This window comes from Bradyrhizobium ingae, assembly GCF_055791185.1.
The window spans coordinates 1-22,612 of record NZ_JBVUBB010000032.1 but is presented as its reverse complement, the minus strand read 5'-3'; the positions used below and the strand labels follow the sequence as shown (position 1 = coordinate 22,612).

Here is a 22,612-nt window from a genome sequence, read left to right as displayed (position 1 = left end):
TTCTTTGACCGCCGATGCAGCCAAGCGGAGCGACTTCCACCTGCCATCAGAAACCAGCGTTCGTGGACGCACGCCCTAGGTTGGAACAGCGGCGTCTTCTTTGACCGCGCCAAACACACCTCGGTACCAGATCTTTCCGCAGTGCGATCCTATGTGCTCGACCTCGGCGTCGCTTGGATCCGCCGAGGCGAGATCAAGTTTCATGTAGGAAACCTGCTCCATCGTGGCGCCGAGCACTTCGGCCGCCATTTCAGGATCGAGTTCGCGACTTAGTTCGCCTAGCCCTTGAAGCCGTGTCAGCCAAGTGGAGGTGCGCCTAACGAAGCGGCTACGTTCCGTGACATAGAGAGACAGAAATGTCGCCTTCTCGCCGCGAGCTGCCGCCTCCCGCATGACACGCAATAGCTTGCGATGCCTGGCATAGATCTTGAGATAAGCGATGGTATTCTCAACAAACTCCGCTTCGGTTGCCTTCAACGAGCGGCCAATCCTGCGCTTGCTCGCGACGTAGATCTCGTCGACCAGTGGCTTCAAAACGGCCAGTAGAATCTCATCCTTGTTTCGGAAGTGCCGATAGAAGTTGCCGTAAGAGGTGCGGGCAATCTTGACGATGTCCTCGACCCGGGTGGCCTCATATCCTTTGCGAGCGAATACGCGTGCCGAGGCGTTGAGCAGCCGCTCACGCATCGCGGCCCCCTTCGCCGTCGCGGGGGCCAGCGGCTCTAATGCAGAATCATCGGTCTCCAGCATTTGCCATCCATAGCATCGCGGTCCCTTGACCACCAGCTCGCAATCGGTAATGTGACATCAATATCAGTTCTTGTTCAAGCTCGAACTTCAAGCAAATCAAGGGCGGGAAGACGCAAAAGGCATCGCCTGACTTGCCGAAATAGATCCAGTCAACGCCGTTGCAAGGGCGAGCCGACCTCGGGCGACCAGCTCGATGATCACGAACCTCGCCCAGCCAATTTCGCTCGAAATCCAACTCCGCGTCTTCGTCGGAAGGGCGGCATCCAGGGAGTGATTATGTATCCGGGGACCCATGCACTTACAAATCCGGACCGCCCTGCCCTCATCATGACCGCGACTGGTGAGGTCGTGACCTATGCCGAACTGGAGGATCGTTCACAGCGAGTTGCAAATTGGCTCTTCGACGCGGGCCTGCGGCCCGGCGATGTGGTCGGCGTACTCTCCGACAACAGCTCTTGGATTTTCGACATCTATTGGGCCACTCAGCGTTCGGGTCTGTATCTGATGCCGATAAACTATCGGTTGAGCTCTGATGAAGTCGACTACATGCTCGCCAACTCCGGCGCTGCCGCGCTGTTCGTGGGTCACGGTGGAGTCGAGACGGCCTCAAGACTTGGTACACACGAGCGTCTCAAGCGTCGCATCAGCCTCGAAGGGGATCTGCCTGGTTACGAGCCATACCAGGATCTACTGAAAACCGCGCGCGCCACCATGCCATCTTCCCAACCTCGTGGCGCCGACATGCTGTATTCTTCCGGCACAACCGGCAGACCCAAAGGCGTAAAGCATGCGCTGCCGGAGCGGCAGGTTTCCGATCCAGGCGATACGATGGTGCAGATGTTCTCGTCGAACTTCGGTTTCGACGAGAGGACCGTCTACTTGTCTCCCGCGCCGCTCTATCATGCAGCACCACTCCGAACCTGTGCCACCGTCCAAGCGCTCGGGGGTACCGCGCTGGTCATGGACAAGTTTGATGCCGACGCGGCTTTGGCTGCCATCCAAGACTATAAGGTGACCCACAGTCAGTGGGTTCCGACCATGTTCGTCAGGATGCTCAAACTGCCTGAATCAGCCCGGGCTCGATACGACGTCAGCAGTTTGCAGGTCGCTATTCACGCCGCCGCACCGTGTCCCGTTGAAGTCAAGCGAGAGATGATGACGTGGTGGGGTCCGGTATTGTGGGAATACTACTCCGCCACCGAAATGAACGGGATGACCGTGATTGGGCCCGAGGAGTGGCTCAGAAAGCCCGGCTCGGTCGGTCGCGCCGTGCTGGGGACAATTCATATCTGCGACGAGGAAGGCAGCGAAGTCCCAGTGGGGCAGACGGGCGTCATCTATTTCGAACGCGACGGGATGCCGTTTGTCTACCACGACGAGCCCGAGAAGACACAAGGCGCGCAACATCCTGCACATCCGTATTGGACGACGGTCGGTGATATCGGACATGTCGATGCGGACGGCTATCTGTTCCTGACCGACCGCAAGGCATTCATGATCATCTCCGGTGGGGTCAATATCTACCCTCAAGAGATCGAAAACGTCCTGGTCATTCATCCTGCTATCGCAGACGTAGCCGTTATCGGGATTCCCGATCCTGAAATGGGCGAACAGGTCAAAGCAATAGTGCAACTCATGCCCGGCATCGAAGGCAACGACAGCTTGGCGCAAGAAGTCATCGGCTTCGTGAAGGCTCGGGTTGCCAGTTATAAGGCGCCCAAGAGCGTCGACTTCGTGCGTGAGGTCCCGCGTTCGCAGACGGGCAAGCTTATGAAGCAGGAGTTACGCAAGCGCTATTGGCCCGAGAAGACGGGCTGACAACCGCTGAGACGGCAACCGAGGCCTAACGTGCGACGGCTGCGCACGAGCCACGGATCATAAGTTGCACGCACGGATGGCCGGCAAGCTCGACGTACGTGCGGGCAGGTCGCGTGTTTTGTAGCCTAGCAGGCGACGGGCCCCGTCCGTCTCAGCATCTTCGGTGGCCGACTCTGCCCTTCGCAGGATTAGGTCGGGCTTTTGCCAATTCGTTCCGTTGGAGGCGCAGTTCCTCGATCTTCGCCAGCATTCTTTCCACAATTGCCTCCGCCGCATCGACACGTATCCCAGCGCGTCGGAGACGGGCGATCTCTCTGCGAAGACGCCCAACCTGAAGGCGCGCACGATCTATCTCGTGACGTATCGATTCAAGAGTCGACATGATGACTATTTTTCTGCTCAGAACCGATAGATCGAAGCGCAACCTCAATGTGGCAGCGGCTTGGCAGGGCGCTATGCCGCCTCGCTATGTCCGAGCCGGGCATTGAGCTTGCGGATCAGCTCTTCGGCCGCGTCCGCGATCACCGTGCCCGGCGGGAAGATGGCCTCGGCGCCGGCGGCATAGAGCGCGTCGTAATCCTGCGGCGGGACCACGCCGCCGACGATGATCATGATGTCCTCGCGGCCCTGCTTCTTCAGCGCGACCTTCAGTTCGGGCACGGCAGTGAGATGGGCCGCGGCGAGCGAGGAAACGCCGAGGATGTGCACGTCGTTCTCGACGGCCTGCCGCGCCGCCTCGTCGGCGGTCGCAAACAGCGGCCCGATATCGACGTCGAAGCCGATGTCGGCGAAGGCCGAGGCGATCACCTTCTGGCCGCGGTCGTGGCCGTCCTGGCCGATCTTGGCGACCAGGATACGCGGGCGACGGCCCTCAGCCTCCTCGAACGCGTCGATCAGCGCCTGAACCTTCTCGACCTGGTTGCCAATGCTGGATGCTTCCCGCTTGTAGACGCCGGTGATGGATTTGATCTCGGCGCGATGCCGGCCAAACACCTTCTCCATCGCTTCCGAAATCTCACCGACGGTCGCTTTCGCCCGGGCCGCATCGATGGCGAGTGCGAGCAGATTGCCGTTGCCTTCGCCGGCCGAGCGCGTCAGCGCAGCGAGCGCGGCCTCGACGTCCTTCTGGCTGCGCTCGGATTTCAGCCGCGTCAGCTTGTCGATCTGCAGGCGCCGGACATTGGTGTTGTCCACCTTGAGGATGTCGATGGCGGCTTCATCTGATGGCTTGTACTTGTTGACGCCGATCACCGCCTGCTTGCCAGCATCGATGCGGGCCTGGGTCTTCGCCGATGCCTCCTCGATGCGCAGCTTGGGCACGCCGGCCTCGATCGCCTTGGCCATGCCGCCGAGCTCCTCGACCTCCTGGATGTGGCCCCAGGCTTTCGCGGCGAGATCGCGCGTGAGCCGCTCGACATAATAGGAGCCGCCCCAGGGATCGATGATGCGGGTGGTCCCGCTCTCCTGCTGCAGGAACAGCTGGGTGTTGCGGGCGATGCGCGCCGAGAAGTCGGTCGGCAGCGCCAGCGCCTCGTCGAGCGCGTTGGTGTGCAGCGACTGCGTGTGGCCCTGCGTCGCCGCCATCGCCTCGACGGTCGTGCGCATCACGTTGTTGAAGACATCCTGGGCGGTCAGCGACCAGCCGGATGTTTGCGAATGCGTCCGCAGCGACAGCGAGCGCGGGTCTTTCGGATTGAACGGCTTCAGCAGCTTCGCCCAGAGCAGGCGCGCCGCGCGCAGCTTGGCGACCTCCATGAAGAAGTTCATGCCGATCGCCCAGAAGAACGATAGTCGCGGCGCGAAGCGGTCGACGTCGAGGCCGGCGGCAAGGCCGGCGCGCAAGTACTCGACGCCGTCGGCGAGCGTATAGGCGAGCTCGAGATCCTGCGTCGCGCCGGCTTCCTGCATGTGATAGCCGGAGATCGAGATCGAATTGTATTTCGGCATCTTCTGCGAGGTGTAGGCGAAGATGTCTGAGATGATCCGCATCGAGGGCGCGGGCGGATAGATGTAGGTGTTGCGCACCATGAACTCTTTCAGAATGTCGTTCTGAATGGTGCCCGACAGCTTTTCCGGCGCCACGCCCTGTTCGCCGGCGGCGGCAACATAGAGCGCGAGGATCGGCAGCACCGCGCCGTTCATGGTCATGGACACGCTCATCTGGTCGAGCGGAATGCCTGCGAACAGCGTGCGCATGTCGTAGATGGAATCGATGGCCACGCCCGCCATGCCCACGTCACCGCCGACGCGCGGATGATCTGAGTCATAGCCGCGATGGGTGGCGAGGTCGAAAGCGACCGAGAGGCCCTTCTGCCCAGCCGCGAGATTGCGGCGGTAGAACGCGTTGGAATCCTCCGCCGTGGAGAAGCCGGCATATTGCCTGACCGTCCAGGGCTGGTTGACATACATGGTCGGATAGGGGCCGCGCAGGAACGGCGCGATGCCCGGATAGGTGTCGAGGGAATCGAGCCCCGCAAGATCGGTTTCGCCGTAGGCACTCTTCACCGGAATGCCCTCGGGCGTTAGCCACGGCTCAGCGTGACCCGCGGGTGCGGGGCTTGCGACCTTCTCGAACGCAACATCACCGAAATTGGGAATACGGGTCATCGTTTCGTCCATATCGCCGTTGAGCGCACAAGGCGCAGAATCTTGCCTTATACCTGTTCGGTCCGCTGATAGAGGTCCTGCAGTGTTGCGAGCGCATCAGTGCCGGCAAAGATGAAGCCCGCGACGCCGGCCGCACGCAGTGCCGTCTCCGCTTCGGCTGGGCGGCCTGCCAGATAGGTGTGTCGGCCGCCGGCCGCTTGTAACGCCTTAGCTGCGGCTTCCGCCTGGTTGGCATAGACCTTGTCACTGGAACAGAGGCAGGCAATCGCGGCGCCCGATGCCTTGAACGCAGCCGCAAGCTCAGCCAGATCGGTAAAGCCGTCACTGTCGACAGCCAGAATGCCGCCGGCCTCGAAGAAGCTCTTTGCAAAGGTCGCGCGCGCGGTGAAATCGGCGGGCGTGCCGAGATTGGCCAGGAACACGCTTGGCCGTTTGCCGCGCGCCTTCAGCGCCGCATCGGATTTGTCGCGCAGCGCCTCGAACGGCTGCGCCAGCCGGATCGGCGGCAGTGGATCGAATTTGTACTTCTGCTCGCCGTAAGGCGCGAGCGCGATCGGCCTTGCCTTCAGCACCGCCGTCTCGCTCTCATGCAGGTTCGGAAACTCGCTGGCGCCGGTCAGCACGTCGCGGCGCTTGGCGATGTTGGCCTCGCGCGCCTTGCGCGTTGCTGCGATCTTGTCCTGAAACAGGCCCTGCTGAAGGGCCGCGAAGGCGCCGCCCGCTTTCTCGCTCTCCTGGAACAACGCCCAGGCGGCGTCGCAGAGCTGCGCCGTCAGCGTCTCGATGCCGCCCGCGCCCGCAGCGGGATCGCTGACCTTCGCAAGGTTGCTCTCCTCCAGCAGCAGGAGCTGCGTATTGCGGGCCACGCGCCGCGCGAACGGATCGGGCAGCCCGAGTGCTAGCGTGTGCGGCAATACGGTGATCGCGTTGGCGCCGGCGAGCCCCGCCGCGAATGTCGCGATCGTCGCGCGCAGCATGTTCACATAGGGATCGCGCTGCGTGAGCATGCGCCAGGCCGTATCGGCGGCAATGAACAGCGGCTTTGGCGTCAGCCCGCAGGCTGTCTCGATGCGCGCCCACAACAATCGCAGCGCGCGGAACTTTGCCATGGTCAGGAACTGGTCGGCATCCGCGGCAAGCCGCGCGTAGACCATGCCCTGCACCTGCTCCAGCGGAACGCCGGCGCTTTCGATCGCACGCAGATAAGCGACGCCGCAGGCGAGCACGAAGGCAAGCTCCTGAACCTCGGAGCCGCTGGCATCGTGGATCACGCGTCCGTCGGCGGAGACGAACGGTCCCTTGAAGCCGAGCTCAGCAAGACCCTTGATCGCGCCGGTGACGACCGGAACGATCTCTTGCCAGGCAAACGGGCTATGCCCCCACACCGCACCGGCCGCAAGCGGATCGAGCCCGAAGCGGATGTCGCAGACGGCGGGATCGATGCCCTTGCTCTTCACATATTCCGCGACATGGATCGCAGCCATCCGCGATTGCGGGCCGACCTGGAGCTCGATGCCGATGCCGGCGTCGAGATAAACCTCCTTCAACACTTTCGCGACAGCATCGGCCGTGGGTTCCAGGCCCAAGCCGTGGCTGCAACTGCCGCCGGCGAACACCAATGCAAGTCCCGTCGCGCCGTTCTCGAGATCAATCAGCGCCTGCGCATTTGCGGCCACCGCATCAGGATGATCGATCCGCTGCATAATCTGCCACTGCGCGGCCGCCGGCCGTCCCACCACCGGCGCGACGCCCTTGGCGCGCGGAAAGAGCGGCTCGATCTTTAATCCGTCATGGGTCTTGCCGACCAGTTTCTCGAACGGCGCGCCCTTCAGCACGCCGTCGACCAGCTTGCGCCAGTCCGCCTCCGTCGCCTTGGGAAACTCTGCCGCCAGCGGCAGGCCATCCGGCGTCACGATCTCAGCCCCCCTTGCGCAAGGGCGCAAAATTGCGGCTCGGGTCTGCAGGGCATCGACGATCTCCGTTACGAAAATTGACCTACTGGCGATTCTTCCAGGAGCCCATGACCGCCGCAAGCGACAGTTCCTCTGGGTCGCAGGCCATTGAGGGGGTCCTCGAGAACCGCGGCGCCGGAGCAGGCTGTAGAACTCCGTGACGCGTAAGGAAGACCTTCCGCGAAACCATATGCTCGTGGCGCGAGGCTTCCGTCATCGTCAAGACCGGAGCGAAGCAAATGTCGGTCCCTTCCATGATCTCGCACCACTGCTCGCGTGTCTTGCTCTTGAAAACTGCCGCAAGCCTTTGCTTCAGCTTTGGCCAGGCTGCGCGGTCCATCTGAGCATCGAAGTCCGGTTCAAGCAGGCCTGCATACTGTCGTAACAGCGCGTAGAATTGCGGCTCAATGGATCCAATCGAAACAAAGTTGCCGCAAGCGCATTCGAAGACGCCATAGAAATGCGCCCCTCCGTCCAGCATGTTTTGCTCGCGGCCTTTCACCCAGTCCCCAGCAGCGCTCATGTCGAAAAACATGGTCATCAACGAGGCTGCTCCGTCGCACATTGCGGCGTCCACGACTTGTCCCCTCCCCGACCTTTTCGCCTCCATCAGCGCTGCAAGAACTCCGACGATGAGATAGAGGGCACCTCCGCCGAAATCGCCAACCAGATTAAGCGGCGGGATCGGCCTTTCGCGTGTCCCGATTGCGGAGAGCGCGCCCGTGATCGAGATGTAGTTGATGTCGTGACCCGCTGCGTTCGCGAGGGGACCATGTTGCCCCCAACCGGTCATCCGCCCGTACACAATTCGAGGATTGCGGTTGAGAACAACGTCGGGGCCGAGCCCTAGGCGTTCCATCACGCCCGGACGGAAGCCCTCGATCAGGGCATCCGCCGTACCGAGAAGCTCGATGACATCGCCTTTGCTCTTATCATCCTTCAGGTCGACATTGACCCACTTGCGACCACGCGCCGCAATTCCCTTCAAGTTCCTGGCAGCACCGACACGATCAAGGGTCACAACCTCGGCGCCCATGTCGGCGAGCATCATGCAAGCAAAGGGGCCGGGACCGATGCCGGCGAATTCTACGATACGAATGCCGGCAAGAGGGCCATTTGCCCCGACCGTCTGTGAGCCCGAAGCAGCTGCCATGTTGTATTTCCCGTCAATTTTTTGATCGTCGATGGCTCTCGTGGACAGTGCGCTTACGCAAACTCCAGGATCAGCGCGTCCACCGCGAGCGTCGCGCCGGCGCTGGCGTGGATCTTCTTCACCGTGCCGTCCTGCTCAGCGCGGAGCACGTTCTGCATCTTCATGGCTTCGACCACGGCCAGCGTCTCACCAGCCTTGACCTCCTGCCCTTCGGTCACCGCAATCGAGACGATGAGCCCAGGCATCGGGCACAGCAGCTTCTTGCCGGTATCGGACGCCGTCGTCACCGGCATCAGCCGTGCAGAGGCCGCTTCGGCCTCGGTCCAGACATAAACCGGCACCTCGACGCCCTGATGTGCAAGGCGAATGCCATTGGCGATCGGTCGCGCCTGAACCGCGATGAAGTGGCCGTCGATGGTGCCCTGCCACACCGGATCACCCGGCTTCCAGGCGGACTGCAACAGATGCGCAGTTCCGGCCTTGCCGTCGGCGTGGAGGAAGCGCACGGCGATTGCATCACCCTCGCGGGCAACTTCGAGCAAGATCTCCTGCCGGTCGAGCCACACCGCGCGGCGCCGCTCGCGCTGCACGACACGGCCGCCCATCTGGCCGGAGATCTGCCGCTTGCGCTCGCCAAGCACATGATCGATGGCGGCGCCGACCGCGGCGATGCGACGCGCGACCTCGCCCTCGGGCACGCGCACGGCAAAGCCCTTGGGGAATTCCTCGGCGATGAAGCCGGTCGACAGATTGCCCTCGCGCCAGCGCGGATGATGCATCAGCGCCGACAGGAACGGAATGTTGTGCCTGATGCCGTCGACGTAAAACGAGTCCAGCGCAGTCGCCTGCGCCTCGATGGCCGCGGCGCGCGACGGCGCATGCGTGACGAGCTTGGCGATCATCGGATCGTAATGGATCGAGATCTCGCCACCTTCCTGCACGCCGGTGTCATTGCGCACGGTGATGCCGTCCTTGCTCACCTCCGCCGGCGGGCGATACTTCACGAGACGCCCGATCGACGGCAGGAAATTGCGGAACGGGTCCTCGGCGTAGAGGCGCGATTCCACGGCCCAGCCGGTGAGCGTAACGTCCTTCTGCGTGAGCGCGAGCTTCTCGCCCGCGGCGATGCGTATCATCTGCTCGACAAGGTCGACGCCGGTGATGAGCTCGGTGACGGGATGCTCGACCTGCAGGCGCGTGTTCATCTCCAGGAAGAAGAAGCTCTTGTCCTGGCCTGCGACGAACTCGACTGTGCCGGCGGAGTCATAATTCACCGCCTTGGCCAGCGCGACCGCCTGCTCACCCATCTTGCGGCGGGTGGCTTCGTCGAGCAGCGGCGACGGCGCCTCCTCGATGACCTTCTGGTTGCGGCGCTGGATCGAGCATTCGCGCTCGCCGAGATAGATGACGTTGCCATGCTTGTCGCCCAGCACCTGGATCTCGATGTGGCGGGGATCGACGATGAACTTTTCGACGAAGACGCGGTCGTCACCGAACGAGGCCTTGGCCTCGGCTTTGGCGAGGTTGAAGCCCTCAGCGACCTCGGCCTTCGAATGCGCGATGCGCATGCCCTTGCCGCCGCCACCGGCGGAGGCCTTGATCATCACGGGGTAGCCGATCTCGTCGGCGATCTTGACCGCGTGCTTGTCGTCCTCGATGACGCCGAGATAACCCGGCACGGTCGAGACCTTGGCCTTCGCGGCCGCCTTCTTGGATTCGATCTTGTCGCCCATCGCGGCGATCGCGCCGGGGTTCGGCCCGATGAAGACAATGCCGGCGGCTTCCAGCGCGCGCGGAAACGCCTCGCGCTCGGACAGGAAGCCGTAGCCGGGATGCACGGCCTCGGCGCCGGTCTTCTTGCAGGCGTCAACGATCTTCTCGATCACCAGATAGCTCTCGGCCGCCGCGGGCGGCCCGATCAGGACGGCCTCATCAGCCATCTCGACATGGAGGGCGTCGCGGTCGGCCTCGGAATAGACGGCAACCGTCTGAATTCCCATCTTGCGGGCGGTCTTGATGACCCGGCAGGCGATTTCGCCGCGATTGGCGATCAGGATGCGTTTGAACACTGCTATCTCACAACGGCAAATTATCGTGCTTCTTCACGGGCATCTCCACCTTCTTGTCCTTGAGCATCGCCAGTGCCCGGGCGATCCGCCGCCGCGTCGAATGCGGCATGATGACGTCGTCGATGTAGCCGCGCTCCGCCGCAATGAACGGTGACAGGAAGCGGTCCTCGTATTCCTTCGTTCGCGCCGCGATCTTGTCGGGGTCGCCGATATCTGCGCGGAAGATGATCTCCACCGCGCCCTTGGCACCCATCACGGCGATCTGGGCGGTCGGCCAGGCGTAGTTCATGTCGGCGCCGATCTCCTTGGACGCCATGACGTCGAAGGCGCCGCCATAGGCCTTGCGGGTGATGATCGTCACCAGCGGCACGGTGCATTGCGAGTAGGCGAACAGCAGCTTTGCGCCGTGCTTGATCAGGCCGCCATATTCCTGCGCGGTGCCCGGCAGGAAACCCGGCACGTCGACGAAGGTCACGATCGGGATGTTGAAGGCGTCGCAGAAGCGAACGAAGCGCGCCGCCTTCCGTGACGCATCGCTGTCGAGCACGCCGGCGAGCACCATCGGCTGGTTGGCGACGAAGCCGACGGTGCGGCCCGCGATGCGGCCGAAGCCGGTGACGATGTTCCTGGCGAAGGCCTCCGAGATCTCGAAGAAGTCGCCCTCGTCCACGACCTTCAGGACCAGCTCCTTCATGTCGTAGGGCTTGTTCGGATTGTCGGGGATCAGCGTGTCCAGCGACATGTCGATCCGCTCGATCGAATCGAAGCTCGGCCATTCCGGCACGCCGTCCGAGTTGTTCGAGGGCAGGAAGTCGATCAGGCGGCGCATCTGGAGGATCGCCTCGACGTCGTTCTCGAACGCGCCGTCGGAGATCGAGGAGCGCGTGGCGTGCACGGAGGCGCCTCCCAGCTCTTCGGCGGTGACGACCTCGTTGGTCACGGTCTTCACGACGTCGGGGCCGGTAACGAACATGTAGCTGGTGTTCTTCACCATGAAGATGAAGTCGGTCATCGCCGGCGAATAGACGTCGCCGCCGGCGCAGGGGCCCATGATGACGGAGATCTGCGGGATCACGCCGGAGGCGATGACGTTGCGGCGGAAGACGTAGGAATAGCCCGCAAGCGCCGCGACGCCCTCCTGGATGCGCGCGCCGCCGGCGTCATAGAGGCCGATGATCGGCGCCCTCGCCTTCATCGCCATGTCCTGGAGCTTTGTGATCTTCAGCGCGTGGGTCTCGGACAGCGAGCCGCCGAACACGGTGAAATCCTTGGCGAACACGAAGGTCTTGCGGCCATTGACGGTGCCCCAGCCGGTGACGACGCCATCGCCCGGCACCTTGCTCTTCTCCATGCCGAACTCGATGGAGCGATGCTCGACGAACATGTCGAACTCCTCGAACGATCCCTTGTCGAGCAAGAGCTCGATGCGCTCGCGCGCGGTCAGCTTGCCGCGGGCGTGCTGCGCCTCGATGCGCTTCTCGCCGCCGCCGAGCTTTGCGCCGGCACGACGGTCTTCGAGCATTTCGATCACTTCAAGCATCGGCTTGGCCCCGGCCGTTGTTCGTCCAACCTCGTGAGAAGTGGAATGCGAGGGCGACTGCAGTCACTTTCAGCAAGTCAGCGGTGATGAATGGAAAGAAGCCGAGCTGAAGCAGTGGGGCATCGAAGCCGATGACGATCCCAAGCCATAGGAGACCCGAAACATAAATAGTTGCCAGGAAGACCCCGGCGCTCGCTACGATCGAGAGGAATGTGCCATTCCGATCGCGCTCAGCGAGGTAGCCAGCCAACAGCGCTGCCGGGAGACAAGCGAGCAGGTAGCCACCCGTCGGTCCCAGAATGTAGGCGAGACCGATGCCCTTTTCGGGAGAGCCGGCAAAGACAGGAAACCCTGCAATGCCCTCGAAAAGATAGGCGAGTACGGCAAGACCGCCTCGGATCGGACCGAGGGTCAGGCTGATGCCGAAGACCACGAAGGTCTGCATGGTCATTGGCACCGGATAGAACGGGACCTGAACCTTCGCTGAGACGGCAATGAGCAGCGAAGCACTTACGACCATCGCCAAGTCGAAGCAAATGCGGCGCGGTGCGCTGCGGAGCACGCCAGGATTGTAAATCGTCATCATGAGCTCGATTGGAGAACGGAGCGGTCTCCGTACGAGGCAAAGCGCCTTCGCGAAAGGCTTGAAGAGGCACAACTGCACATGATACAAATTTGCAAAACGTAAATTGCGAAGCTGCAAAAATGTCAACTGGCAAGCTCTATATCGGCCGAAGGGTTCGCGAGGTCCGCGAAGCGGCGAAGCTGACTCAGACGGCATTCGCGGAAAGATTAGGTATTTCCGTTAGTTATATAAACCAGATCGAGAACAACCAGCGATCGGTCTCGGCCTCGGTTCTGGTTCTTCTGGCCGAGCGATTTGGGATAGATCTCAGTTCCATATCGACGAACGACAGCGATCGGCTCATCGCAATGCTATCGGAAGCATTGGCCGATCCCGTTTTCTCCCCCCACTCCCCCAGCCTCCAGGAACTGAAGCTCGTCGTTCAGAACGCACCCAGCTTTGCGCAGGCGCTGCTCAGTTGCCATCAGGCTTACCGGCGCAATAGCGAACAACTCGCAAGCCTGGATGACCACATCGGCGGCTGGAGCACCGAACCAACCCCCTATGAGGAGGTTCGCGACTTCTTTCACTTCATCGACAACTATGTTCACGATCTCGACGTTTCAGCCGAGAGTCTGGCACTCGAGCTCGACATCGCCAACAGCGACGCAAACGCAGCGCTCGCAAAGCATTTGGAGAACCGACACGGCGTGCTGATCCGGAGAACGGATCCTGGCGACAGCTTCTTAAGGCGTTTCGACACTGCATCACGAACCCTCTTCTTGAGCCCATATCTGCCTGCCGCGACCCGCAGCTTTCAAATGGCGTTTCAGATCGCCGCGCTCGAGCAAGAAGACCAGATTGAAAAAATTGCGAAACGCGCCGAGTTTCGCACTGCTGACGGGCGCGAGGTGTGCAAGGCCGGCTTGCGCAACTATTATGCAGGGGCGCTGATCCTGCCGTATCAGGCATTCCTCACAACTTCGAAAGAGTTGCGCCATGACCTTGACCTGATCGCGGCCCGCTTCGGCGCGAGCCTGGAGCAAGTTGCCCACCGGCTCTCCACGCTACAACGGCCGGGTCAAAAGGGCGTACCAGTCTTTTTTGCGCGCGTTGACCGCGCGGGAAATATCACAAAGCGCCATAGCGCGGCGAAATTGCAGTTCGCGCGCTATGGCGCAGCGTGCCCGCTATGGAATGTACATCAAGCGTTCGAGTCACCGAGCCGCATCATTCGGCAGCTCGCCGAGACACCGGACGGCGTGCGCTTTCTCTGCATCGCGACCGAACTCGCCAAAGGACACGGTGGGTTCGGAACGCTGCGGCCGCGCTATGCGATCGCCCTCGGATGTGAAATCTCCTACGCACGAGATTTCGTGTATGCCGATGGACTCGATCTGACGAGCAAAGGCGCTTACGATCCGATCGGAATCTCTTGTCGCATCTGCGAACGTGCGGATTGTGCGCAACGCGCCGTTCCTCCATTGAAAAGCAGGCTAACGGTCCACCGCAATCGGCGAAACGTTCTGCCGTATGAAATTTCCTAAGTCCTGAATATCGGCCCGCTGATCTCTGCGTGAGACTCGAAGCGAGACCTAGAGGCGTCAATTCGGGTTCGCGTCTGACAGGCCTGCGAGAACGTCGGGGACGGAGCGGACTTTCTCGCGCGTAGGACAATCTTGGCCGCCCGGATCATGCCGGGCGCGACCGCTTGCCGCGGACATGCTGGGCCTCGATGCGCTTCTTGCTGCCGCCAAGCTTGGCTCCGGCGCGCCGAACTTCGAGCTTTTCGATTACGGCAGTCATCAGTTGTGCCTCCACTTTAGTAGCGAGTTGAGAACACGCGCACGGGCAGCGTGCTTGACCAAAAGCCCAACTCTAGTAACATGATGTCAGTGTCATAATTTTTCTTGCTGTAAAATATCTGCAATACCTTGATATTGCATGATAATTTCAGCACCAGAAGAAGCTTTGATGCCGAAGTCAACAACGACAATGGCGCCGCTTTGAGAGAGCTGCCGGACGTCTAGGCGTCCAAACGATCAAGCAAAAACGAGACAGGAGGAGCGCTGAATATGCGTGGTTTGATACTTTTTGCCGTCGCCGCCGGCATCACAATCGGTTCGCACGAAGCATTTGCCCAGAAGCAGTACGGCCCGGGCGCGAGCGATACCGAGATCAAGATCGGAAATATCCTGCCCTACAGCGGACCCGCTTCCGCCTACGCCATCGTGGGAAAGATCGCTTCCGCCTACGTGACGATGATCAACGAAAAGGGCGGAATCCACGGACGGAAGATCAATTGGATCTCATATGACGACGCCTACAGCCCACCGAAGACGGTCGAGCAGGCCCGCAAGCTGGTTGAAAGCGACGAAGTCCTATTCCTCTACCAGACGCTCGGCGTTCCACCGAATCTTGCCATCATGAAGTACATGAACCAGAAGAAGGTGCCGCAGCTCATGCTCGCCACCGGGGGCACGAGGTTCGGCGAGGATCCGAAAGCGTTTCCGTGGACGATGCCCTTCAATGCATCCTATCAATCGGAAGGGCGAATCTATGCAAAATGGATTGTAAAGGAGCATCCCACCGCCAAGGTGGCCGTCCTCGTCGTCAACGACGAGTACGGCAAAGATATATACAAAGGCGTCAAGGACGGGCTCGGCGACAAGACCTCGATGATCGTCGCTGAGGCGACCTACGACTTTAGCGACCCCACGATCGATTCGCAGATCGTCAAGCTGAAGGCGTCAGGAGCAGATCTGCTGCTCAATCTCAGCCAGCCCAAGTTTGCCGCGATGGCGATTCGGAAGATGGGAGAGTTGGATTGGAAGCCTGTCCATATCCTCAACAACGTTTCGAGCTCCGTAGGAGCGGTGATCAAACCAGCCGGCCTCAATTACGCGCAAGGCATCATCAGCGCAGGGTATTACAAAGACCCGACAGACCCTCGTTGGAAGGACGACCCTGGCATTCAGGAATGCGAACGCTTCTTGCAGAAGTATGCACCTGATGCAGACCGGAATAGCAGTCTCGTTACTTACTCCTATGCAGCTCTTCAAACGCTGCAATATATTCTCGAGCAGGCGGGGGATAATCTGACCCGGGAGAACATCATGAAGGTCTCCGAAAGCCTGAATGGTTTCGCACCCTCGACTTTGCTACCCGGAATCACTCTCAACACGTCGCCTACCGATCATTTCCCGATCGAACAGATGCAGTTGATGAAGTTTGAAGGAGACAATTGGGTCACTTTTGGTCCGATCATAGAAGGCAGGTTGTCCAACTAGGCGCATCCGAACCGCACGGATTTGGAAGTCCGTGCGGCTTTTGGCTACCCTCCATTCTCAGATGGCTACTTACCAAATGCGATCGTTAGGAGAGAAGGTGGACTCGTCGAAGCAACTGGCACCGTTTCGGGATCGCCTAGCCTTGCCCTTGATCGCAGCCCCGATGTTTCTCGTCTCGGGCATCGAGCTGGTCGTCGCGGCCAGCCGAAACGGCGTGATCGGTTCGTTTCCGACGGTGAATTGCCGCAGCGCCGACGAGCTCGATGACTGGCTAACCCGGATCAACGACCGCCTGCACCGCCACGACTGCGAGGCCGGGAGACGACATGCGCCGGTCTGCCCAAATCTGATCGTCCATAAGTCCAATGCTCGCCTCGCAGACGATCTGCAGGTTGTCCTTAAGCACCAGCCGGAGATGGTCATCACATCGGTTGGGTCCCCTAAACCGATACTGCAGCCGCTCCGGGACTCGGGTGCGTTGGTTCTCGCCGATGTGGCGTCCATTCGGCACGCAGAACGAGCAGCAGAAGCAGGCGTTGACGGTCTCGTGCTGTTGACGGCGGGGGCTGGCGGCCAGACCGGCTGGCTCAATCCGTTCGCGTTCGTCCGCGCAGTCCGCACGTTTTTCGACGGTGTGATCGTGCTCGCCGGCGGCATTAGCGACGGTGTCGCTCTGCGAGCGGCGCAGGCACTGGGCTGTGATCTCGCTTACATGGGAACGAAGTTCATCGCGACTCGCGAGAGCATGGCTGATCAGAGACACAAGCAGATGCTCGTAGAGAGCTCTGCGGACGATATCCTTCTGACTACCGCTTTCACGGGATTGCAGACCAACATGCTGAGGCCATCGATCGAAGCAGCGGGCCTCGATCCGGACAACCTGCCGCAACACGGTTCGATCGAAATCGGCAACGACATCGACATCGCCGCGCGGGAAGCTCGACCGAAGAGGTGGCGGGACATCTGGAGCGGCGGGCATTCAACTTCCGGAGTCAGAAATATCCTGTCCGTTGATGATTTGATCGCGCAGACCATCACGGAGTTCCGCGGTGCCGGCCGGGCGCGATGATCCGCGCCCCGCAAACGAAGACTTCGCCCAGCTTCCTTGGATGAGTAGGGCCAGAAAAGAAACAACCAAGACGAGGTGGAAACATGTCACTCCACGCTTTCCCTACGGTCTGCGAGCAAACCCTGCGAGCGCTCGCACGCTACCCCTCCCGAACAGCCCTTAGCTGGCCGGAGGGGACACTGAGCTATCGAGGCGCTTTCGATCTGATCGGACGCATGCAGAGCGTCTTTATGCAGATGAATCTGCCTCCAGGATCGCGCGTCGCACTCCTGACCGCCAACCGGGCAGACATGTGGTGCGCGGGCGTCGCGGCGCAGCTCGCCAGGTTGGGCATGACTTGGCTGCACCCGCTCGGCTCCCTTCAAGATCAACTATTTCAGCTTGAGGACTCAGAGTCCGCGATACTGGTCGTCGACGCGGCTGCGTTCCACGATCGAGGCGGCGAGCTCGCGGCGAGCGCCGCCGGGCTGAAAGCGGTGTTTACCGTAGGTCGCGCTCAATACGGTACCGATCTGCTGAAGGCCATCGAAGCCGTCGGACACGTAACCCCGCGCAGCTTCGCCGGACCCGACGACATCGCAATTCTCAACTACACGGGCGGGACCACAGGGAGATCGAAAGGAGCGCTTCGATACCACCGCCAATATGGCGGCTTTGCCGGCGCGATCCTGGCCGACTTCGAGATTCCGGAGGCAGCTCGGTATCTTGCCGCCGCTCCGATCAGCCATGTCGCAGGAACCAAGGTGCTTCCGACCTTGATGACCGGCGGCACTGTTCACTTGCTGAAAGGATTCGATCCGGAAGCTGTGCTGCTGACGATCCAGCGTGAGCGTATCAACTTCACACTCTTCGTGCCGACCATGATCTATGTGCTACTCGATCATCCCGCGCTTTCCAGAACCGACCTTTCATCACTGGAGCTGTTGCTATATGGCGCATCCGCGATGTCCACGAGCCGCCTGGTCGAAGGCATCGAGCGGATCGGACCTGTCTTCTCTCAGCTTTATGGACAGACCGAGTGCTATCCTGTTTCGGTGCTGCGAAAAGCCGATCACGATCCGAAGACGCCGGAGCTATTTTTGTCCTGCGGCTTCCCGATATCATCGTGCGACGTCAAGATTCTTGACGACGACAATCAAGAGGTGGTAACGGGCGAAGCGGGGGAAATCTGCGTTCGAGCACCGCATGTGATGGCGGAATACTGGAAACAGCCCCACGTCACGGCCGAAACGCTGAAAAACGGCTGGCTGCATACCGGCGACATCGCTCGCCAAGACGAGCGTGGTTACATGTTCATCCTTGATCGCAAGAAGGACATGATCGTTTCCGGTGGTTTCAACATCTTCCCGCGTGAGATTGAAGACGTCCTGTCGGAGCATTCAGATGTCGCGATGGTCGCGGTGGTGGGCATTCCCGACGAAAAATGGGGAGAGGCAGTCACCGCGATCATCGTTCCGCGCGAAGGTTCAAACCCCAGTCCGGACGAGTTGATCAACCTGGTCAAATCACGCAAGGGCTCTGCTCATGCGCCGAAGCAAGTCCAGTTTGTCAAACAGTTGCCGATGACCGGCGTCGGAAAAGTCGACAAGAAGATTCTACGAGCAAACTTCTGGACAGGACGCGATCGCATGGTCGGATAGCCCGCTCAGCAAGGCACCCCTTCGGCCGACCGCCATATGATGCCGGTGACGCGCCTTTTTCTTGAACTACGTTCGACCGGCAAACAGCAAGAAATTGATGCCACGTTCTGGAGCACGCCCGCGTAAGTCTCATCGGAACCATTTCAGAAGCCAGCAGGGGCTCCGGGGGCCACAATTGTTCCAGGCCGTCGGCGCCAAGCCGCCGTAAGCCGGGGCGGCGTTTTGTTCGCACATCCCAAGTACATTCAAAACGCGATCGAGCATGCTTTGAAGATCGGCAACAATCCGAAGCCTGGAGAGATCATGGGCTATCTCGCCCACGGACATCCGTTTCTGGACGGCAATGGGCGGACGATCATGGCATTCACACGGTCTTGGCACAACGCCCCGGCTTCAGCATCGATTGGGCTTCGACCGACAAGACCGAATACCTGCAAGCGCTCACGAAAGAGCTCGACGATCCCGGCAAGAGCATCCTCGACAAGTATCTTGAGCCATACATTCGTCCTGCCCGACCTTAAAGAGCATATAGCGGCGACCAAAGGCCTTGATGGCAGTGCCGGCGATGCCGATATCGTTCGGGGGAGCAACGATGATCCTGCCGTCAAAGCAGAATACAAGCAGCAACAGCTTAGGCGCGACGAGCCGGGCAAGGACGCTTCATAATTGACGCCTACGGTCCCAATGGCTGGCGCGGTTCCTGGGCATCAGAGATGGAAAGCCGTTTCAGGCTTTTGGTGCAGCTTGACGTTGGCGACAACGCCGACTTGACTTAAGAGCGGCATGGAAGGACGTGCTGGATCGCCTGAGGTCTCAGATCGAGGAGGCCCTGGGATGGGCCTTGGCTGCACGAGCGTACTTATAGATCCGCGAATTCGACGGTCAATCGGCGTCCGATACTGCATTTCGATTCCAATCGGGGGCTGTCAGGTCGGGCTCTTCGATCCCGAAGCTAAATCTTGCCTTCAAGATTGGGCCACGATCATCGCGAACCTCAACAGCCATTTGATGCTGGGGCCCGCCTCTCCTCCATTCGCGGGTTATTTCCGAAAGCGCTGCGCTCGCCTCGTGCCGTGCAGACCCGATGTCCGGCAGCTCTACTCCTTCATCGTCACGGATGAATTGGCTACCGTCGCGGATATCAAAATAGTATCTCTTCATTGCAACCGACTCACCAGAGATCATCGAACAACTCGTGCAGTTTCAGGTGATCTGCCTGTGAGGCTCTGCTGCGTGGCCGAGCGCCAATCATTTCCTGCCGCGTCAAAGGCAGTCGGTATGTTGGCTTTAAATCAAGGCAAAGGCGAGCGGACTAGAGCAAAGGAGCGCAATGCCAGACGCTGTCAGCGCCAGGAGACTTCCCGAGACAAGGTCGTGATTGGACATGCATCGCGCTCGATTGCATCGCAGAGTGAGAGCAGCGTTCGCTGCCGTCACCGCCTGTCCGGCCAACACATAGATTATTATTTGAATCGAGTGCACTGCTGTTGCTATGAACAAATGCATTTTTCCGGCACGATTAGGGAGCCGCTCGCCGCCTCGCGGCGATGAGGACGCAAACGATTATAGGATTGAGATGCTTGAGCGGCTGCGTTTTGTAGGCCGCCTAAGCATTGCGCGCCAATTCCTCGAGCTTAGGTCAATGACGCTTTCCCGCGCCACACACCTGACTCAGAGCACAAATACTGCACGGCCAACGCAAAAACGCATAGTGCGAACACAGGAACGGTTCTAATTATCGTCGGGCGGCGGAGGGGGCTTCTTCGTCTTGGTGTGCAACTTCCTGGAACGAATAAGGCAATTCAAGTCGACCCGGCGGCAGGCGTTCGCGGTATCTACGAACTTTGCCGGCCTCGAAACGAACTTGAAAATCGACCTACAAGAACGGCAACTGCGTCGCCCTTCGGAGTTGAGCAATGATTGCGGAAATAGCTAAGGTACTATCCCGCACGACCGGAACGAACGTTGATGTTGAAACACTTAAAACGCTTGTTATTTTTTGCGGGATCGGCCTGCTACTCTCGCTGGCGGCTGCAATGACGTATGGGTTAGATCTGAGCCCCGGTCTGTTCTAAGTCGAGCTACTTGTCCAGATTGCAGCGCAAGGCCTGTTTCGTCAGGCCGGCCTTCGTCATGCACGCGCTTCCTTGGACGAGGACCCGCCGTCTGCCTGCACTCAAAGGCTGAAGCCTCAGTCGGGAGAGCTCGGCCCGGACAGCAATGGTTGAGCTCATTCACCGACGGCAGCGATATCGGCCGCGCCAGTACGCTCACACCCGTAAGATCGTCGGGATTACGGGCAAGCTGCTCTCGGAAGGACAACTACTAGCCCGGCACCAGCGCCGCGTGCTGGTTGGTGTCCGGTATCGGATGGATCCAACCTCGCACATGCGTCGTCCGGATCCGCCTCACGAGTGATTGTGGCAATAGCTGATCTGATGTCGGAAAGTCAGTTGCTCGGCGGCTGCTCTCGGGCGACCGCCCAATCCAACCACTCGAGAGCCATGGGAGGATGCGGGGATACTTCGGCGATGCTCTGGTATGTGCCGGGGAAATGATCTAGCAAGCCAGTCACGAGATTTGCTATGCGCTTCATGCGAGCGGTCCATTCGCTCGCAATCGAATGATGGCTGCTAAGCCGAAAACCGGTGCTGATGCCGGGAGGAGCTATATTGACTCCCGACGAGCAAATCGGATCACGTTAGAACCGCTTGCGACGTATCGGCCCCAAGCGTCCATCAAGTGCCGCCGCTTCTTCAACGCATTGCCACGGCGGTAGGCCTGCTCTGTCTCATCGCCCACCTTGTGGGCCAATGCCATTTCCGCAATTTCGCGCTCGAAACGCGTTTCGTCACCCGCCCAATCGCGGAAGCTGGACCGGCAGCCATGCGTGGTCATCGCGGGATAAACCGCCTTGAGCGCGTGGAGCACGGCATTCATGCCAAGCGGCTTCGTATGGTCCTTTGACCATTGTCCGGCAAACATGTAGGCATCGCGAGCCGCATTCTTTGGGATGACGGCGTTCAGGATTTCGATTGCGCGGTCGCAGAGCGGTACTTCGAAATCTTGGCCTTCGGGGTGGTCTTCTGTCTTCATCCGCTCCGCCGGGATGGTCCAAAGCCGCTCCGCGAAGTTCACCTCGCGCACGCGCATCAATCGAGCCTCGCCGGTCCGCACCGCCGTCAAGATGATGTATTCAGCTGCGAGATTGACCGTTGTATCGGCCCCGTCGTGCTTGGCTTGCAGCATCTGGACGATTCTAGGGACGTCCTTGTAGGGCGCAGCCCTATGATGACGCTTCGACCGCTTCGACTTTGGCAAGAGCGGCTTCAAGGTCTTCCACATCGCGGGGTTTTTCCCCGACCGAAAGCCCCTGGCCTCGGCGGCGTCAAGCACGCGCTCAATCCGGCTGCGCGTTTCGCGGGCCGTGCGGTTGATCGTCATCCAGATGGGAGACAGAATCCCCAGCACGTCGTTCACTGTGATGTTGGTGAGCTCCATGCCTCGGATGGGCTTGCATCGCGCCTTCAGGTCTCGCTCCGAAATCTGTGCAGTTCTCGTTTCTGCCTGAGCATGCAACAGCCCAGCATGCCATCTTGCGGGCGATGTATTTGAGGAGAGCTTCCCGACAAATGCCCGCATTGCTCGAACGCGTTCCAAAAGAAATTATCGATGCGTGGAAGAGTGAACTGTCCGAATGGAGCCAGCGTGCCGCCTTCCGCAATCGTGTCCAAGACATCATCGCTCCTCTCTTCCGCGGGGGCATCTTTTTCCGCCAAGCCGGTTTGATCTTCCTTCGCGATGCTTGGATCGCCGACGAAAACCGGCTGCGGCGGGAAGTTGGCAACATGAGGAACGCTGATCTGGCGAACGCCCTTCAAGTCAGTTTCAACGCACTCGGATGATCGAACAGTTTCCCTGCGGCGGCACCGGGACTGAGGCTCCGAATCGAGCCGACCAGATCGACGGGCGGAAAGTCTGCGGTGCTGATCGGCGACACGACGGCTTTCAGGATCGCGGCGACACGATCATCAGTCGAGTAGCGGAGAGGAATTTCACCTCTCCGCCCTCACGAATCCGGACATGAAACTCGCGCTTCATCCGGCTTCTATCATCCAGCCGCGGGTCGAATGCCGGCCGTCCACAGGTACATCAGCTT

General features: G+C 60.3%; 16 protein-coding genes. 7 read left to right on the top strand and 9 right to left on the bottom strand.

Annotated features, from left to right (window positions below):
• Nucleotides 1–75: 75 nt before the first annotated feature.
• Nucleotides 76–750: a TetR/AcrR family transcriptional regulator gene (locus tag ACV1FX_RS32005; protein WP_473121528.1), complete on the bottom strand. Its 675-nt coding sequence runs from the start codon at nt 748–750 to the stop codon at nt 76–78.
• A gap of 276 nt (nt 751–1,026) precedes the next feature.
• Here ACV1FX_RS32005 and ACV1FX_RS32000 point away from each other — a divergent pair, with 276 nt between their 5' ends.
• A complete protein-coding gene (locus tag ACV1FX_RS32000; RefSeq protein WP_473121527.1) occupies nt 1,027–2,568 on the top strand; it encodes an acyl-CoA synthetase in 1,542 nt (513 codons plus the stop codon).
• Nucleotides 2,569–3,021: 453 nt separating this feature from the next.
• On the opposite strand, the gene scpA is transcribed toward ACV1FX_RS32000, so the two are convergent.
• The 6 genes from scpA to ACV1FX_RS31970 all read right to left on the bottom strand — a co-directional run bounded on the left by scpA (nt 3,022) and on the right by ACV1FX_RS31970 (nt 12,601).
• Nucleotides 3,022–5,175, bottom strand: coding sequence for a methylmalonyl-CoA mutase (gene scpA / locus ACV1FX_RS31995; RefSeq protein WP_473121526.1), 2,154 nt, complete (start codon nt 5,173–5,175; stop codon nt 3,022–3,024).
• A gap of 47 nt (nt 5,176–5,222) precedes the next feature.
• Nucleotides 5,223–7,088 carry a methylmalonyl-CoA mutase family protein gene (locus ACV1FX_RS31990; protein WP_473121525.1) on the bottom strand — a complete coding sequence of 622 codons (1,866 nt, stop codon included), beginning with the start codon at nt 7,086–7,088 and terminating at the stop codon, nt 5,223–5,225.
• 82 nt (nt 7,089–7,170) lie between these two features.
• Complete coding sequence (locus ACV1FX_RS31985) at nt 7,171–8,280, bottom strand: CaiB/BaiF CoA transferase family protein (RefSeq protein ID WP_473121524.1); 1,110 nt, start codon at nt 8,278–8,280, stop codon at nt 7,171–7,173.
• Between the two features lie 53 nt (nt 8,281–8,333).
• Nucleotides 8,334–10,349 carry an acetyl-CoA carboxylase biotin carboxylase subunit gene (locus tag ACV1FX_RS31980; RefSeq protein WP_473121523.1) on the bottom strand — a complete coding sequence of 672 codons (2,016 nt, stop codon included), beginning with the start codon at nt 10,347–10,349 and terminating at the stop codon, nt 8,334–8,336.
• A gap of 7 nt (nt 10,350–10,356) precedes the next feature.
• A complete protein-coding gene (locus ACV1FX_RS31975; RefSeq protein WP_473121522.1) occupies nt 10,357–11,889 on the bottom strand; it encodes an acyl-CoA carboxylase subunit beta in 1,533 nt (510 codons plus the stop codon).
• Nucleotides 11,882–12,601, bottom strand: coding sequence for a biotin transporter BioY (locus ACV1FX_RS31970; protein WP_473121521.1), 720 nt, complete (start codon nt 12,599–12,601; stop codon nt 11,882–11,884). The genes ACV1FX_RS31975 and ACV1FX_RS31970 overlap by 8 nt, the downstream gene beginning before the upstream one ends.
• Here ACV1FX_RS31970 and ACV1FX_RS31965 point away from each other — a divergent pair.
• From ACV1FX_RS31965 to ACV1FX_RS31945, 5 genes are all read left to right on the top strand, one after another.
• Entirely contained in the window at nt 12,595–14,001 is a 1,407-nt protein-coding gene (locus tag ACV1FX_RS31965) for a helix-turn-helix domain-containing protein (RefSeq protein ID WP_473121520.1), read from the top strand. The genes ACV1FX_RS31970 and ACV1FX_RS31965 overlap by 7 nt on opposite strands.
• Before the next feature lie 528 nt (nt 14,002–14,529).
• Nucleotides 14,530–15,744, top strand: a complete 1,215-nt coding sequence (locus ACV1FX_RS31960) for an ABC transporter substrate-binding protein (protein ID WP_473121519.1) — start codon at nt 14,530–14,532, stop codon at nt 15,742–15,744.
• 97 nt (nt 15,745–15,841) lie between these two features.
• Nucleotides 15,842–16,813 carry an NAD(P)H-dependent flavin oxidoreductase gene (locus tag ACV1FX_RS31955; RefSeq protein WP_473121518.1) on the top strand — a complete coding sequence of 324 codons (972 nt, stop codon included), beginning with the start codon at nt 15,842–15,844 and terminating at the stop codon, nt 16,811–16,813.
• A gap of 83 nt (nt 16,814–16,896) precedes the next feature.
• Nucleotides 16,897–18,453, top strand: a complete 1,557-nt coding sequence (locus ACV1FX_RS31950) for an AMP-binding protein (RefSeq protein WP_473121517.1) — start codon at nt 16,897–16,899, stop codon at nt 18,451–18,453.
• Between the two features lie 222 nt (nt 18,454–18,675).
• Nucleotides 18,676–19,119, top strand: coding sequence for a hypothetical protein (locus ACV1FX_RS31945; protein ID WP_473121516.1), 444 nt, complete (start codon nt 18,676–18,678; stop codon nt 19,117–19,119).
• A gap of 216 nt (nt 19,120–19,335) precedes the next feature.
• On the opposite strand, the gene ACV1FX_RS31940 is transcribed toward ACV1FX_RS31945, so the two are convergent.
• Both ACV1FX_RS31940 and ACV1FX_RS31935 read right to left on the bottom strand, forming a co-directional pair.
• The gene (locus tag ACV1FX_RS31940; RefSeq protein WP_473121515.1) at nt 19,336–19,638 is read right to left on the bottom strand and encodes a DUF6894 family protein; all 303 of its coding nucleotides are present in this window, start codon (nt 19,636–19,638) and stop codon (nt 19,336–19,338) included.
• Between the two features lie 1,482 nt (nt 19,639–21,120).
• A complete protein-coding gene (locus ACV1FX_RS31935) occupies nt 21,121–22,095 on the bottom strand; it encodes a tyrosine-type recombinase/integrase (RefSeq protein ID WP_473121514.1) in 975 nt (324 codons plus the stop codon).
• Between ACV1FX_RS31935 and ACV1FX_RS31930 the strand changes: the two genes are divergently transcribed.
• Complete coding sequence (locus tag ACV1FX_RS31930) at nt 22,086–22,358, top strand: hypothetical protein (protein WP_473121513.1); 273 nt, start codon at nt 22,086–22,088, stop codon at nt 22,356–22,358. The genes ACV1FX_RS31935 and ACV1FX_RS31930 overlap by 10 nt on opposite strands.
• Nucleotides 22,359–22,612 lie beyond the last annotated feature (254 nt).